11 protein-coding genes are annotated in these 14554 nt (G+C 65.4%); 4 read left to right on the top strand and 7 right to left on the bottom strand.

Annotated features, from left to right (window positions below):
• Positions 1-24: 24 nt before the first annotated feature.
• The 4 genes from GGQ74_RS11895 to GGQ74_RS11880 form a co-directional block, all read right to left on the bottom strand.
• Positions 25-1881: a carbamoyltransferase family protein gene (locus GGQ74_RS11895; protein ID WP_167941762.1), complete on the bottom strand. Its 1857-nt coding sequence runs from the start codon at positions 1879-1881 to the stop codon at positions 25-27.
• 13 nt (positions 1882-1894) lie between these two features.
• On the bottom strand, positions 1895-2044 hold the full coding sequence (locus tag GGQ74_RS11890; protein WP_342448620.1) for a DUF5989 family protein: 150 nt from the start codon (positions 2042-2044) through the stop codon (positions 1895-1897).
• Positions 2045-2057: 13 nt separating this feature from the next.
• Positions 2058-2471, bottom strand: a complete 414-nt coding sequence (locus tag GGQ74_RS11885; RefSeq protein ID WP_167941760.1) for a hypothetical protein — start codon at positions 2469-2471, stop codon at positions 2058-2060.
• A 318-nt stretch (positions 2472-2789) separates the two neighbouring features.
• A complete protein-coding gene (locus GGQ74_RS11880; RefSeq protein ID WP_167941759.1) occupies positions 2790-3002 on the bottom strand; it encodes a Trm112 family protein in 213 nt (70 codons plus the stop codon).
• Positions 3003-3155: 153 nt separating this feature from the next.
• Here GGQ74_RS11880 and GGQ74_RS11875 point away from each other — a divergent pair, with 153 nt between their 5' ends.
• Positions 3156-4016 carry a PHP domain-containing protein gene (locus tag GGQ74_RS11875; protein WP_167941758.1) on the top strand — a complete coding sequence of 287 codons (861 nt, stop codon included), beginning with the start codon at positions 3156-3158 and terminating at the stop codon, positions 4014-4016.
• Positions 4017-4019: 3 nt separating this feature from the next.
• The gene (locus GGQ74_RS11870) at positions 4020-5252 is read left to right on the top strand and encodes a peptidase U32 family protein (protein ID WP_167941757.1); all 1233 of its coding nucleotides are present in this window, start codon (positions 4020-4022) and stop codon (positions 5250-5252) included.
• A gap of 83 nt (positions 5253-5335) precedes the next feature.
• Here the strand turns inward: GGQ74_RS11870 and GGQ74_RS11865 are convergent, their stop codons facing one another.
• Positions 5336-6769, bottom strand: a complete 1434-nt coding sequence (locus GGQ74_RS11865; RefSeq protein ID WP_167941756.1) for an HD domain-containing phosphohydrolase — start codon at positions 6767-6769, stop codon at positions 5336-5338.
• 265 nt (positions 6770-7034) lie between these two features.
• Here GGQ74_RS11865 and GGQ74_RS11860 point away from each other — a divergent pair, with 265 nt between their 5' ends.
• Together GGQ74_RS11860 and GGQ74_RS11855 are read left to right on the top strand one after the other, a co-directional pair.
• Complete coding sequence (locus GGQ74_RS11860) at positions 7035-9713, top strand: HDOD domain-containing protein (RefSeq protein ID WP_167941755.1); 2679 nt, start codon at positions 7035-7037, stop codon at positions 9711-9713.
• The gene (locus GGQ74_RS11855; protein ID WP_167941754.1) at positions 9710-11263 is read left to right on the top strand and encodes a MinD/ParA family protein; all 1554 of its coding nucleotides are present in this window, start codon (positions 9710-9712) and stop codon (positions 11261-11263) included. The genes GGQ74_RS11860 and GGQ74_RS11855 overlap by 4 nt, the downstream gene beginning before the upstream one ends.
• Positions 11264-11350: 87 nt before the next feature.
• On the opposite strand, the gene GGQ74_RS11850 is transcribed toward GGQ74_RS11855, so the two are convergent.
• Together GGQ74_RS11850 and pyk are read right to left on the bottom strand one after the other, a co-directional pair.
• A complete protein-coding gene (locus tag GGQ74_RS11850; RefSeq protein WP_167941753.1) occupies positions 11351-12646 on the bottom strand; it encodes an outer membrane protein transport protein in 1296 nt (431 codons plus the stop codon).
• A gap of 463 nt (positions 12647-13109) precedes the next feature.
• Positions 13110-14534 (bottom strand): pyruvate kinase, encoded by a 1425-nt coding sequence (pyk, locus tag GGQ74_RS11845; protein ID WP_167941752.1) that lies wholly within the window; start codon positions 14532-14534, stop codon positions 13110-13112.
• Positions 14535-14554 lie beyond the last annotated feature (20 nt).

The following is a 14554-nucleotide window of genomic DNA, read 5'->3' as shown; positions in this document are numbered from 1 at the left end:
TCACCGGCTTGGCGAAGCATACTATCAATCGAGGGCAAAGGTCTCGCGCCAGTCGGCGGATTCGCGCCACGGCGGCTGCTCCTCCTTGCGGAACAGAAAATCGCCGAGCACCAGCACATCCATCTCCGTACGCATGAAGCAGGTGTAGGCGTCGTGCGGGGTGCACACGATGGGCTCGCCGCGCACATTGAAGCTCGTGTTGACCACCAGAGCGCACCCCGTCAGACGCCGGAAGGCGTCGATGAGGGACCAGTAGCGCGGATTGGTGTCGCGGTTCACGCTCTGGATGCGCGCCGAATAGTCCACGTGCGTCACGGCCGGAATGGTCGAACGCAGCACGTAGAGCCGCCGGTGCAGGTCCATGTCGTCGTAGCCCTCGGGCAGCGGATTGCGGATGTCCTCCGCCACGGGCGCGACGAGAAGCATGTACGGCGAGGGTCGATCCAGCCCGAAGTAGCTGGCCGATTCCTCCTCCATGACCGAGGGGGCGAAGGGCCGGAAGCCCTCGCGGTACTTGATCTTGAGGTTCAGCTTGCGCTGCATCTCGGGGTCGCGCGGGTCGCCGACGATGCTCCGGTTGCCAAGGGCGCGCGGCCCAAATTCCATGCGCCCCTGAAACCAGCCCACCACCTTGCCCTGCGCGATCAGCCCGGCCACATCGTCGCAGAGCGTCGCAAAATCGTCATAACGCACGAAGGGCGCGTCGAAACGCCGCGCCGTGCGCATAATGCTGCCCTCGCCGAAGGACGGACCGAGGTAGGCGCCATGCATGGCGTCCCCGCTCTGCACCTCGCGCTCGTTCCCCTGCCAGATGTGATGCGCCACCAGCGCCGCGCCAAGTGCACCCCCGGCGTCGCCCGCCGCAGGCTGCACCCACACGTCGCGAAAGATGCCGCTGCGCACAAGCTTACCGTTGGCCACGCAGTTAAGGGCCACGCCCCCGGCCATGACGAGGTTCTCAAGCCCCGTCAGTTCTCGGGCGGTGCGCGCCAGCCGGAACACGGCATCTTCGGTGACCTGCTGCACGGCCAACGCCATGTCCATGTACTCCTGCGAGATGGCGCTTTCCGGCTCGCGCGGGGGGATGCCGAACGTTTCGCGCCAGCGGTCCGCTGTGAACATGGTCAGCCCGGTGGCGTAATTGAAATAGTCCATGTTGAGGAGTAGCGAGCCGTCCGGACGCAGGTCCACGACCTCGTCGAGGATGCGGGCCTTCCACTCGCGAACGCGCTCGCCGTCGGCCCGGCCATAGGGAGCGAGTCCCATCAGTTTGTACTCGCCGCTATTAACGCGAAAGCCGCAGTACGCCGTGAACGCCGAATACAAAAGCCCCAGCGAATGCGGAAAGCGCAGCTCGCGCAGGATGGTGATATCACGCCCGCTGCCCCGGCAGATGCTCATGGTGGCCCATTCGCCCACGCCGTCCAGCGTGAGGATGGCCGCCTCGGGAAAGGGCGAGGGATAGAAGGCCGACGCCGCGTGCGAGAGGTGATGCTCCGGGAAGAGCAGCGGCACCTCGGCGTCCAGCGCGGGGCCGAGTTCGTCGCGCATAAGCCGCCGCATGAAGAGCTTTTCGCGAATCCACACCGGAATGGCGGAGAGAAAGCTCGTCAGGCCGCGCGGCGCGAAACCGTGGTAGGTTTCCAAGAGCCGCTCGAACTTGAGGTAGGGCTTGTCGTAGAAGGCGACGGCGTCCAGATCCTCCAGCCGCAGCCCACCCTCGTCGAGGACGTAGCGCACGGCGTTGCGTGGAAAGGCGGGATCGTGCTTGCGCCGGGTAAAGCGCTCCTCCTGCGCAGCGGCGACAATGCGCCCGCCGCGCAGCAGCACCGCCGCGCTGTCGTGATAGAAGGCCGATATGCCGAGAATGGCTCCGCCCATCGCTCCTCCCCTTTCAGAAGACCGTATAGATGAACGGCGCAATGGCCGTGCCGCTGGTCAGCACGATGAGCGCTCCGAACAGGAGCAGTGTCAGGATGATGGGCAACAGCCAGAACTTCTTCCTGACAACCAGAAATCCCCACAGATCGCTCAAGAATTCCACGGCGTCCTCCTTGTCAGTATGGCCGCTCCACATCGCCTGCCGAATAGGTGGTGTCGCGAACGTCGAACACCGACGCATCGCCACGCTTCCACTGCCGCAGCTTCAGGACGTCGCAGCCGAGCATCCGCCGCGCGATGCCCATCGGCGTGACCAGTCCGTAGAAGACCAGCGTCAGAATCACCTTGGACGCCACGGTTCCAAGCGCCGTGGACAGCCCCAGCCACACCCGCGCCACAGGACCGAACGGCGCGGGCCACGTCATGGTCAGCACGAGGGCGAAGGTCGCGGCGGCAACGAATCCGCGCCCCGCACCAAACAGAAAGGCGATGAGACACGCCAACGTCACGGCCATGCCCGTATCCACGGCCTCGCGCCGTCCCACGCCCCCCGGCGCGGACGACGGATGGGCATTCACTGTGTCGATCATGTAGCACCCCACGCAACATTGCGAAATTACAGACTCACGAACGACCGCGTTGACGCGCCGCCAACGGGCACTTCGGATTGTATGAAAAATATCCGCATCATGGACAGGTCGCAAGCACTATCTCGACATCATTACCCATTGCGAGCCATGCGCGAAGCACGCACTGCGTCGTCCGTCACGGCCAAACGCTGTCTTTCACCACATGATGCATGGAATATGTACTCGCGGAGCATTTTCAGAACGTCACAAAAAAACGCCCGTAGCGCGTCATGCGCTACGGGCGTCGTCTGTCGATCTTTGGCGATGCGTGGCCGAAGGCTACTTGCCTGCCACCACCGGTTCGCCGACACCGCCGGGCCACTCGTCGGCGGGTACGGCCTCCTCCACCAGCATGATGGGAATGTCGTCACGGATGGGATAGACCAGCTTGCACGCGTCGCAGTAGAGGCCGTCCCCGCGAGGGGTCAGGCGCACGGGGTCCTTGCTCTTGGGGCAGGCCAGGATATCGAGAAGTTCCTTGTTCAGAGCCATTGCAATCCTCCTTGCTGACGATTGCCCCGCTATACCCGCATTCGGGCCGGGACACAAGGCCGGACGTTGACACCATCGACGCCCACGACTAGCCATGGTCTTTCAGCCGCCACTCGCAATCGCGGCACCGAGGCCTCCAACCAAGGACGAAACATGCCCATCATCGACCTGCATACGCATTCAACCGCATCGGACGGGACACTCAGTCCCACGGAACTCGTCCGCCACGCTTCGGAAAACGATGTCTGCGCTCTCGCCCTCACGGACCACGACACCGTCAGCGGCCTCGCCGAGGCCTGCGACGCCGGACGCCAGTACGGCGTGGAAGTCATTCCGGGCTGCGAGCTGAGCGTCACCTGTTCCACGGGCTTCATGCACATCGTCGGCCTGTTCCTGCCGCAGCGGCCAGAGCGGCTCATCCGCGCCATCACCACCCTCACCGAAAACCGCGAGCACCGAAACCGCCACGTCGTGGAGAAACTCCAGGCCCTCGGGCTGGACATCACCTACGAGGAACTGCTCGCCAAGGCTGGCGACGGTAGCGTCGGACGTCCACACATGGCGCAGATCATCTTCGAGAAGGGCTACGTGCGCTCCATTCAGGAGGCCTTCGACAAATACCTCGGCGACAAGGGGCAGGCCTACATCTCCAAGGAAAAGATGACCCCGGAGATCGCCTTCGGCCTGCTGCGCGACGAGGGCGCGACCATCATCCTCGCCCATCCCTTCACCCTGCGCCTCGACCACGAGGCCATGTACCACCGCCTCAAGGAACTGAAGGCAATGGGCCTCGACGGCCTCGAATGCCACTACACGGAGCACACCCCGAGCATGACCAAACTCTTCGAGGGCCTCGCCTACCGGCTGGACCTCGCGGTCAGCGGCGGGTCCGACTTTCACGGCTCGGTCAAGCCCGACGTGCGCATCGGCGTCGGCAAGGGCAACCTCGCCATCCCGCCTAGCGTGCTCGACGCCATCAAGGAACGCAGAATCAGACAGGGACTTCCGATCTAGACCATGACGCCCCGCATCCCCGAACTTCTGGCCCCGGCCGGAAACCTCGAAAAACTCGAAACGGCCATCCTCTACGGAGCGCGCGCCGTGTACCTCGGCGGCCCGGCCATGAACCTGCGTGCGCAGAGCGCCGGGTTCGGCTGGCAGGAACTGGCCGAGGCCATCACCCTCGCCCATGCATCGGGCGTGGCCGCCTACCTGTGCCTCAACGCCCTGCCCCGCCAGCAGGACCTGCCCCAACTGGCCGAGGCCATGGACCGCGTGGCCGACATGGCCGACGCCGCGCGCCCCGATGCGCTCATCATCGCCGACCCCGGCGTGCTGATGATGGCCCGCAGACGCCTGCCCCACATCCCGGTGCACCTGTCCACGCAGGCCAACACAGCCAACAGCGAGTCCGCGGCCTTCTGGCGCGAATTTGGCGTGACCCGCGTGAATCTCGCCCGCGAGCTGGGCCTTCGCGGCATCCGCGACATCGCCCACGCCCTGCCCGGCCTCGAACTGGAAGTCTTCGCCCACGGAGCCATGTGCATGGCCGTGTCCGGGCGCTGTGTGCTCTCGGCGCACATGAACGCCCGCTCGGCCAACCTCGGCCAGTGCACGCACCCCTGCCGCTTCAACTACGCGGTGCGCGCCGTGGCCGTCGAGGAACGCACCCGCCCCGGCGAACTGGCGTGGGAGATTCACGAGGAGGACGGCTGGTCCTCCATCCTCGCGGCGGAGGACCTCTGTCTGGTCAAGTTCGCCCCGTGGTTCGCACGCACGGGCGTCTCGGCCCTCAAGATCGAAGGACGTATGAAATCCGGCGGCTACCTCGCGCAGGTGCTGGACGCCTACGCCACGGCGCTGACCGACTTCGCGGCAGGCACATTCCGCCCGGCGGCCTACCTCGCGGAGCTGACCAACACGGCCTCGCGCCCGCTGACCACCGGCTTCTTCCTGCCCGGGGACCGGCGCATCAGCTACCCCCGGCCCGAGGAACCGCGCCCCGTGCTCGCCCGCGTCACCGAGCGCATCGACGACGACGCATGGACCGTGGCCATCCGCTCCAAGTGGGACGCCACCGCCCCGGTGCGCGTCATCGCGCCGGGCCTTAAGCGCCCCATGCTCTCCGCAGAAGACTACGCGCTGGAAAACGAGCTTGGCGAGCGCGTGGTGACCGGGCACTCCGGCACCACGCTCACCCTGCGCGCGGCGCATCCCGCCCTGCGCAAGGGCCTGTTCCTGCGCTCCTGACCGCGATTCTGACATTTCCAAACGGAAACGGCCCGATACCGAATGGTACCGGGCCGTTTCCATGTGGTCACATGGCGTGAAAATCAGTTGGGAAGGAACAGAAATCCCTTGTCCACCACGGACAGCCACGCGTCGACAACACGAGCGTCCCACTGGCGTCCGGCGTTCTCGCGCAGGATGGCGCTCGCCTGCTCCACGGTGCGCGCCTTCTGGTAGGCGCGGTCCGAGGTCATGGCCTCGAAGCCGTCCACCACGCTCATCACGCGAGCCAGCAGGGGAATGGACTCCCCGACGAGGCCATCGGGATAGCCGGTCCCGTCCACGCGCTCATGATGGTGGTAGATGATGGGCACCAGCTCGACCAGCGAGGAGACCTTGGACACGATGTCGCGCCCCATGGCCGGGTGCCTGCGCATGAGGGCGAATTCCTCCTCGGTGAGCCGCCCCGGCTTCTTGAGGATGCCGTCTGGAACGCCGATCTTGCCCACGTCGTGCAGGATGCCCGCCAGACGCAACAGTTCCACATCGTGATCGCACAGTCCAAGTTCGCGCCCGACAAGCGCGGCATACTGGCCCACGCGCTCGGAATGGCCACGGGTATAGACGTCCTTGGCCTCCACCGAAGCCACGTGGGAGGTGACGATCTCCAGATTCATCTCCTGCATGCGTCGAGAGATGGAAAGCGCCTCGAAGGCGGCCGAGGCATGGGTGGCGAAAAAGGCGAGCAGGTTGAGATTCTGCGGTGTATAGCCGCGCGCCGCGCCGCGCCGCAGCACGATCACGCGCCCGCGCCCCTGCCCCACGGCGAGCCCGGCGCACATGGCCGAAATATCTTCCGGGCAGCCCGGGGCGTCGCTGTCCCCGGAACGCAGCAGGCGGGGTTCGTCTCCGGCGCACAGGACGGGCGTAGCCGCCTCGAACCAGCCGTTCTCCTCGCGCAGGAGGTTCCCCCACACCACGCGCGGCTCGGCACCGAGTCCGTCGCCCTCGGGCATGAACAGGGCCATGCCGTCCGGCGCGAAGGTGTCACGCACGTGCTGGAGGAACGCGCCGATGATGTCGCGATAGCGCTGCTGTCCGGCAAGTGCCTCGCGCAGGCGGCGCACCCGCTCCAGCGCGAGGGGACCATCGGTCCCGGCCCGGCGCAGGGTTCGCGCGTCGAGCGCGGAGACGATCTTGTCGCGCAGGCGGAAGATGTCGAAGGGCTTTTCGAGATAGTCGCACGCGCCGTGATGCAGGCACTCCACGGCGTTGGCGATGGTGCCGTAGCCGGTGAGGAAGATCACGTCCGAGTCGATGCCACGCTCGCGCATGCCGTCGAGCATACCGTAGCCGTCGAGCAGCGGCATACGCACGTCGGAGACCACGAGGTCCACGGCGTCCGCGCAGAGGATGTCCAGCGCCTCACGGCCGTTCTTCGCCGTTATCACCCGATAGTCGTCGCCTTCGAGTACTTCGCGGTGGACATCGATGATGCCCGTCTCGTCATCGACGAGGAGAATGGTCTGTCTATTCATGCGCTCACCGCCGTTTCCCGCCCGCCGCAGGCGCGCGGACGAAAGCCCTTCACCAATCTTTCCGGCGCGTTGTGCGCGCCCGTCCTCCACACATCGGCACAGGAATACATGACGGCGCAAGTGATGTCCACAATGGCACGCGATCCAGACGTGGCGCGCATCCGTACGAGAACTTTTGCCTTTTGCACCCAATTCCAGTATGCGGATTGCAGACGACCGCGAAGCGGTCCCCCAGTTCGCGACACACCCGACCAAGGCACTGCCCATGCATTCCGACGACCGCTCACGATTCTCCGAGTCCACGGACGTGAAGTCCGTCATCCGGCACATCGACCAGCTCCCCGCGCCACCGGCAGTGGCCACGAAAATCCTGACCGAAGTCATGGAGGGTGATGCCGACTTCCGAGAAATCTCCCGCATCATCGCTTCCGACCCGGCCCTGACGCTCAAGGTGCTGAAGATCGCCAACTCCATGGCCTACGGCTATCGGGGGAAGATCGCCAGCGTGGAATCGGCCATCGCGACCATCGGCTTCGCCACGCTCAAGAACGCCCTGCTCTCGGTCATCATCCGCGACGCATTCTTCAAGGAACCCCACACGCGCGACCCGGAACTGCTTCTCATCTGGAAGCATACCCTCGCCTGCGCCGTGGCGGCGGAGCTTGTGGCCGCCCGCGTGCGTCCGGAACTGCGCAACACGGCCTTCGCCGCAGGCATCGTCCACGACTGCGGCAAGCTGGTGCTGCTGACCGCCCTGCCGCAGACCTACGAACCGCTGCTCGCCACCGCGCGGCGCACGGGCGCGGCGCTTCTGGACCTCGAAGCCGAAACCCTCGGCGTGGAGCACACGCAGGCCGGAAAGTGGCTCATGCAGAAATGGGGACTGCCCGACGCGCTGGTCGATGCCGCATGGCTGCACCACCAGTCTCCCGAAGCGCTTTGCGACCTCGGCCCGGAAGGCCTGTGCATCGCCATCACCGCTTTAGCCGACTTCCTCGCCCACGAGGTCATGGCCGACGAGACCGCCCGCCCGGCGGACGCCACGCGTGACGCGCTGGCCCTGCGTTTCGGCCTGTCCGAAACCGACCTCGACGACATCAAGAAGCGCATCGGCGAAGGCTACGCCGAGCGCGCCGACATGTTCGAGCTGGAGCAGGACGCGGCGCTCTTCTACTTCGAAGCGCTCCAGCGGGCCAATGCCGCCCTTTCCGGCATGAACGCCGAGCTTTTCGACACGGGCGACCGCCTGCGCCGGGCCAACCGCATTCTCGAAGCCATCGCCGTGGCCGGTCCTGCCCTGCCCGAACTGCGCGATGCGCTCGACATCTTCATCTTCATCGCCGGGACGCTGCGCACCCGCCTGTCGGCCCGCGAGGGCTTCGTGTACCGCATGGATGCGCAGGAGCACGCCCTCGAAGGCCTGTACTGGAAGGACGCCACCACCCGCGAAGTGCGCCTGCCACTGACGGACGACCTCGCCCCGGTTCTCGACGCGGCCGACCTCCCGGACGAGCTTCGCGCGGCGCTGTCCGGGCTTCGCGCCCGTGCAAACGCGTGCTGCGGCGACGGCCTGCCCACCGCGCTCTCCTGCATCAAGCCCTATTGCATTGCCCCGCTCGTCACCGCCGACGGCTTCGCCGGAGAGCTGCTTTTCACCCCGGACATCGAAGCCGGGCGGCTTCTGCCGCAGGAGCATGCGGGCTATCTGCAACTGGCCGCGCTGGTTTCCGCGTCCGTGGAACGCATGTCCCTGCTCGCGCGGCTCGAAAACCGCGCCGAGCGGCTGGCCACGGCGCTACGCAACTTGAAGCGCCTAAACGCCAAGCTGGTGCAGGCCGAGCGGCTGGCCGCCGTCGGTCAGCTCGCCGCGGGAGCCGCGCACGAGATCAACAATCCGCTGGCCATCATCTACGCCCGCACCCAACTGCTGGAGCACAAGGAAACCGACGAAAAGAAAAAGCGCGACTTCCAGCAGATGCTCGCACAGATCGAGCGCATCACGTCCATCCTCAACAACCTCATGGACTTCGCGCGCCCCGCTCCGCCGCGCATAGAGAAAACCTCGCTCAACGACGTGGTCACCCGGGCGACGGCACTTGTGCAGGGCGGGCTTGGCAAGCAGGGCATCCGCCTCGAAACGGCCCTCGACCCCAACCTTTCGCCCATCCTCGGCGACGCGAACCAGCTCGAACAGGTGCTGCTCAATCTGCTCATCAACGCGGAGCATGCCGTGGCAGAACGCATCGCCTCGCAGGGCAGCGCAGCCACGGCGGGAATCATCCGCGTCGCCACCCGCCTCGGCTCCGCCGGGCGCGGGGCGGTGCTCACCGTCACAGACAACGGCGTCGGTATCTCCAAGGACAATCTTTCCAAAATATTCGACCCGTTCTTCACCACCAAGGAAGAGGGCAAGGGCACGGGCCTCGGCCTGTCCACGTCCTACGGCATCGTCACCGGCCACAACGGCGACCTGCGCTACGACAGCACGCCCGGACGCGGAACCACGGCCACGGTGCTGCTACCGCTGGCCGTACCGACCGGCACCCCGCGCAGCACCCCGGCTGGCGAAGCCGACCCGCAGGCCATCCTCGTGGTGGACGACGAACAGCACATCCGCGATATCCTGCGCGAGGCGCTGGAGGCACGCGGCTACGCCGTGGACACCGCAGAGGACGGCGACAAGGGCCTCGCCAAGCTGGAACGCCGCCGCTATCGGCTCATGCTCCTCGACATCCGCATGCCCGCGCGCGACGGCCTGTCGCTTCTGGCCCACGCCCAGCACGCCGCGAAGGAGATGCCCGTCATCATCCTGACCGGCATGGCGGGCCCGGAGGAAATCGCGCAGGCCGAAAAGCTCGGGGCCAAGCGCTGCATCCGCAAGCCGTTCCAGATCGAGGCCCTCGTGAAGGACATTGAAACCGTGCTCGCCGAGGTCAAGACATGAAAATCACGCCGGTGACGCCCGACGCTCCGGGAACGCGCATCGTGTCCATCGCCAGCGGCAAGGGTGGCGTGGGCAAGACGAGCGTCACCGTCAATCTCGCTTTCGCCCTCGGGGCTTTTGGACACTCCGTGTGCATCCTCGACGCGGACCTCGGGCTGTCCAACGTGGACATCCTACTCGGCGTCTCGCCCACGAAGACACTTGAGGACGTGCTGTTCTCCGGCGTTCCCATCCGCGAAGCCATCGTGCCCGTCGGCCCCGGCGTGGACCTCGTGTCCGGCGCGTCCGGCGTGCCCCGGCTGGCTGAACTGGACAGAGCCACTCGCGCCCGCCTCGTCCGCGAGTTCAAGACGCTTGAGACCTACGATTTCATCCTCGTGGACAACTCGCCGGGCATCACCGCGCAGGTCACCTCCATCTGCCTCTCATCACGCGACATCGTGGTGGTGGTCAATCCAGACGCAACGTCCATCACCGACGCCTACGCCCTCATCAAGGTGCTCTCGCAAAACGGCCTGTGGTGGAGTCCGCTGCTGCTCGTCAACCGGGCGCGCAGCGACGCCCACGCCCGCCTTGTCTTCGAAAAGCTCCGGGCCACGGCGGCGCGACGGCTGCACATCGACTGTTCGAGCCTCGGGCACATCCCGGAGGACCCCCGCGTGTCCTCGGCCACGGCGTTGCAACGCCCACTCATGGAAGTGGCACCCAATTCCCCGGCGGCACTCGCCATTGCCCGCGCCGCCCAGCGCCTCGCATCCATCGGCGGCGCTCGCGGACGGGACATAAGCCCCCACCGGTTCCTCGACGCCTCCGTGATGCGTCTCAAGCAGCACACGCCACCAGCGAAGCACGCCGCCCCGTCGGCCTGTGCGTCTACCAACCCATCGGGCGGCACGGCGCAACCGACCCCGCAACTCCCCGCAGCGGCGGTCGTTCTCGAGCGCGTGGACGCCCTCGTCGAAAGCCTCGAAACCGACACCAGCCCCGCTCAACGCGCCGCCACGGTGCATGCGGTGCGCCGCGAACTTTCGTCCCTACGCACGATGCTTCACGCGCCCGCGACGACCGTCGCCAACCGGCAGGACGCCACCGCGCCCTCCCCGCCGCCCGCAGCCCCGTCGGCGAAAAAAAGCAGTGCGACACCCGCCGCCAAGGCTCCAGCCTCTCATGCGCCAACGTCGCCCACACCACGCAGGCCTTCGCCCGCCACGGCCCTGCTGGTCTGTCCAGACGACGCCCTGCGCGACGTCGTCGTCGAGCTTCTGCGCGACGCGGGTTTCGCAACGACCCTCGCGCCCCATCCCACGCGCGAAGCGGCTCCCGACTTCGCGAGCTTCGGACTCGGCGTGGTCTGCTGGGACGGTCCGGCCCGCCGCATTGAGCACCTCATGACCCAATCCGGCGCCACGCCCATGATCTGGCTGCGCGGCTACCGCAGAACGCCGGACAAGGAACCCCGTCTGCCACAGGCCGGGGTGACGGTCATCGAAAAGCCCTTCTCCGTCGCCACGCTACGTGACACCTTCCGCCTCGCCGCCTCGCGCAACTGATCCTTTCCGCGCACTCGTTCCACACACGCAAAAAGGCCCGCACACCTTACGGCATGCGGGCCTTCGAACAGTCGTCGAACGCGGTTGCTAGAAGTCGTAGCCCACGGTCACACCCACGAGGTGGGTGAACGTATCGTGCGCCTCGCCGGAGTAGATGCCCTCGGCGGGCCGATTGTCGAAGCTGCGATTCTCGGCGATGAGATAGGTATAGGACAGGTCGAGGGTCCAGTTCTCGTTGAACCGGTAGCCGGAACCGACGGAGAACAGGTGCCTGTCGCCGGTGGGCAGCATGTATTCGGCGTGGTCGGCACTGATGGGCGACTGGTCGAACACGTAGCCGCAGCGCAGGGCCAGCGCGTCGCTGTAGGCGTATTCGGCACCCAGCTGCACACGGAAGGCATCGTTCCAGTCCTTGGTGGAGCTGGTGGTGGGCAGCGCGGGATTCTCGTACTCGATGTTCAGCTCGTTGTAGAGGCTCCAGTTGGTCCACACGATGTCGGCTTCGACGGACAGACGGTCGGTCACGTTGTAGCTGACGCCGGCGAAGATCTCGTCGGGCAGGATGATGACGGCCTCGGCGTCGGTCTCCTTGTAGAGCTGCGCGAGAGCGGGATTGAGCAGCGTGGTGTAGGAGAAGGTGGTCTTGCCCTTCACTTCCTGCTTCATCTGGCTGCGGTAGGTCAGGCCGAAGGCGAGATCGTCGTTGTACTTATAGTGCATGGCAGCGGTGAGGCCGAGGCCCACGCTGTCGCCTTCGAGCGCGGCGTCCACATCACCGGCGGTGGTGGCGGGGTTGTTGACCATGTCGGGGGTGACACCGGGAGCACCCGCCTTGTACAGCGCGCCGTACTGGTCGGTGACCTTCTCCTGACGGAACTTGAAGCGCATGATCTCGGGGCCGACGGCCAAAGACAGCTTGTCCGTCGCCTTCCACGCGAAGGTGGGGTTGAAGGACACGGCCTCGATGCCAGCGTAGTTCACATTGTAGCGGCCCGCCCAGTCCTCCTCGAACTCGGTGCCGAGGCCGAAACGGGACATGACGGCCACGTTGACCCACGTGGTGTCGCTCATCTGATGGGTCAGGTAAAAATGCGGCGGCACCCAGACGTTGGACTTGCCGGTGCCATCGCCATAGGCGGCGTTGTCGAAAGTCACCTGCGAATAGGGATTGATGGCGGTGAAGCCAACCTGAACGTGCGTACCGGGCAGGTTGGTCACGTTGGCCGGGTTGAAGGCGGCGGCGGCCGCATCGGGCGTACGGGCGACAAGAGATCCGCCAAGGGCGTTGCCGCGGGCGCTGAATTCATACAGGCCATAGCCTGCGGCATGCGCCGACACGGCGCCCAGTACGACGATGCACGCCGTCAGAAGAAGACTTTTCACGACAGACTTCATACTTCCCCTCTCTCTGCATGCCTGTCCGCGTGCGCCGAGTATGGCGGCAGCGCATGCGGATGCAACAATCCGGAGCCTGAAAACGGCGTACGCCATCTTTTTGCGCCTGATAAATGATTGAGACACGCAATTAATGTTCAATACAACCAATTGATACCGCAACTATCGCGAGCCTTACGACCTAGCGACAAAGTCCGACTTCGATACATCAATTCCACCCGCTTGACCACCCCTTGCGCCCACCGAAATTCACATCCAAGCGGCATAGTTTATAGGATTTACACCATTGCTGCGCACGCAACCTTGCAGACATTCCGCCAGTCTCCCACGCCTTCCCTTCCATTCGCGATGAGGGCAACTCCACGCGCGCATGGCGTAGCGCCCTCGGCCCGGCGCAAAAAAAAGGCCCGAAGCTGTGCGCTTCGGGCCTTATGCATCGAATCTACGCCGTCTACTTGTAGAACAGCTTGATGGTGTTGGTCTTGGTTTCGGTCTGTCCCGGCGGGTGGGCCTGGCCGGAGGTGATGACGACGGACTGCCCGGAGGCGATGCTCGCCTCGCCACGCACGAAGGCAATGGCCCGCTCCAGATGGCTCGACAGCGCCCGGTCCGCCAGACGCGGCTCCACGCCCCAGAAGAAGTTCAACATCCGAAGCGCACCCTCGTCCGGAGACAAAGCGTAGATAGGCAGCGACGGCCTGCGGCTAGAGAGCACACGCGCCGTGGAACCACTGGTGGAATGCGAGACGAGGGCCGCACTCTCCGCATGCTCGGCGACGAGACAGGCCGAATACGCGAGGTACTTGACGATGTTCTTCTCTGCGCTCGGGCGGTACGGCCCGCCCAGCCGTTCGAGGTAGTACGGCTCGCAGTTCTGGGCGATGCCCTGAATGTATGCGCAGGTCTCCACGGGGTAGCTACCGATGGCCGTCTCCTCGGAGAGCATCACGCAGTCCGCGCCGTCCATGACGGCGTTGCCAACGTCCGTGGCTTCGGCGCGGGTGGGGCCGGGGTTGTTGACCATGGACAGCATCATCTGCGTGGCCACGATAACGGCCTTCTGCTTGTGGCGACAGGCGCGGATGATGCGCTTCTGGATGACCGGCAGCGTCGTCAGAGAGCACTCCACGCCGAGGTCGCCACGGGCGACCATCACGGCGTCAGCCGCTTCGACGATGCTGTCCAGATTCTCCACAGCGCGCTTGCGCTCCAGCTTGGCCACCACGGGGATGGAGGAGCCATGCTCGCGAATGAGGGACTTGATCTCGTACACGTCGTCCGCCGTCTGCACAAAGGACAACGCCACGGCGTCGATGCCGAGCTGGATGCCCTCGCGCAGATCCTTGCGATCCTTGTCCGTGAGCGCGGGGAGCGGATGAATCTTGTCCGGAAAGGCGATGCCCTTGTGCGAGGTGAGAAGCCCCTCCGTGGTGGCGCGCATCTCGAAGAGCGCGTCAGGATGGATAACCTCCGTCACCGTGAAGCGCAGCATCCCATCGGCCAGAAAGACCGCGTCGCCCTCGCCAAGGCCCTCAAGCAGTTCGGGCACGTCGAGGCTGACGAAGGTCCGCCCGGCGGCCTCGGCATCGTACTTGGGCAGCCCAAGGAGCACCCGCTGGCCCTTGTTGATCTGCAACGGAGAGTTCTCGACCTCGCCGATGCGAATCTTCGGACCGCACAAGTCGCCCATAATCGTCAAACGGATGCCCGTCTCGACTTCGAGACGACGTATGTCCGCGACGACGGGCATGAATGCCTGCGCGTCGGAATGCGAGAAGTTCAGCCGGAAGACCCGAACCCCGTGCTCCACCATGCCCTTCATGATGTCGTACTTCATGGAGGCAGGCCCGAGGGTCGCAATTATCTTCGTCCGCATGATGTCCTTCCAGGGTTAGA

Origin of the sequence: Desulfobaculum xiamenense, from assembly GCF_011927665.1 — a bacterium.
Taxonomy (GTDB): Bacteria; Desulfobacterota; Desulfovibrionia; order Desulfovibrionales; family Desulfovibrionaceae; genus Desulfobaculum; species Desulfobaculum xiamenense.
This window is presented reverse-complemented; position numbering and strand designations above follow the sequence as displayed.

Excerpts from the sequence above, each read along its gene's own strand:
- GGQ74_RS11855 (WP_167941754.1), top strand. The coding sequence starts at position 9,710 with ATGAAAATCACGCCGGTGACGCCCGACGCTCCGGGAACGCGCATCGTG.
- pyk (WP_167941752.1), bottom strand. The coding sequence starts at position 14,534 with ATGCGGACGAAGATAATTGCGACCCTCGGGCCTGCCTCCATGAAGTAC.
- GGQ74_RS11880 (WP_167941759.1), bottom strand. The coding sequence starts at position 3,002 with ATGGCTCTGAACAAGGAACTTCTCGATATCCTGGCCTGCCCCAAGAGC.
- GGQ74_RS11875 (WP_167941758.1), top strand. The coding sequence starts at position 3,156 with ATGCCCATCATCGACCTGCATACGCATTCAACCGCATCGGACGGGACA.
- GGQ74_RS11895 (WP_167941762.1), bottom strand. The coding sequence starts at position 1,881 with ATGGGCGGAGCCATTCTCGGCATATCGGCCTTCTATCACGACAGCGCG.
- GGQ74_RS11865 (WP_167941756.1), bottom strand. The coding sequence starts at position 6,769 with ATGAATAGACAGACCATTCTCCTCGTCGATGACGAGACGGGCATCATC.
- GGQ74_RS11860 (WP_167941755.1), top strand. The coding sequence starts at position 7,035 with ATGCATTCCGACGACCGCTCACGATTCTCCGAGTCCACGGACGTGAAG.
- GGQ74_RS11870 (WP_167941757.1), top strand. The coding sequence starts at position 4,020 with ATGACGCCCCGCATCCCCGAACTTCTGGCCCCGGCCGGAAACCTCGAA.
- GGQ74_RS11885 (WP_167941760.1), bottom strand. The coding sequence starts at position 2,471 with ATGATCGACACAGTGAATGCCCATCCGTCGTCCGCGCCGGGGGGCGTG.